Here is a 204-nt window from a genome sequence, read left to right as displayed (position 1 = left end):
CGTCGCTGGGCAGCTTGTCTGCAGCATCGAGCACGACCAACGCCAGTGGCCAGGCCACGGTGACGCTGAAAGGGACGGTGGCCGGTTCGGCGACGGTGACGGCTTCGGCCGTGGCTGGATCTGCAACGGCAACGGTGACCCTGACGCCCGACAGCGCCACGGCAGCGGTAACGGCATTGGTGGCGACACCCACCAGCGTCGTAG

At 68.1% G+C, this 204-nt stretch carries 1 protein-coding gene; it reads right to left on the bottom strand.

What is annotated here, in order from left to right:
- Nucleotides 1-204, bottom strand: a 204-nt coding sequence (locus tag Q7C33_RS29045; RefSeq protein ID WP_407684612.1) for a hypothetical protein, incomplete at both ends; no start/stop codon positions are given.

The organism is Pseudomonas sp. BP11-1-1 (genome assembly GCF_052112105.1).
Lineage (GTDB): Bacteria > Pseudomonadota > Gammaproteobacteria > Pseudomonadales > Pseudomonadaceae > Aquipseudomonas > Aquipseudomonas alvandae.
The sequence above is the reverse complement of the archived record's forward strand: the minus strand, read 5'-3'. Positions and strand labels throughout refer to the sequence as shown.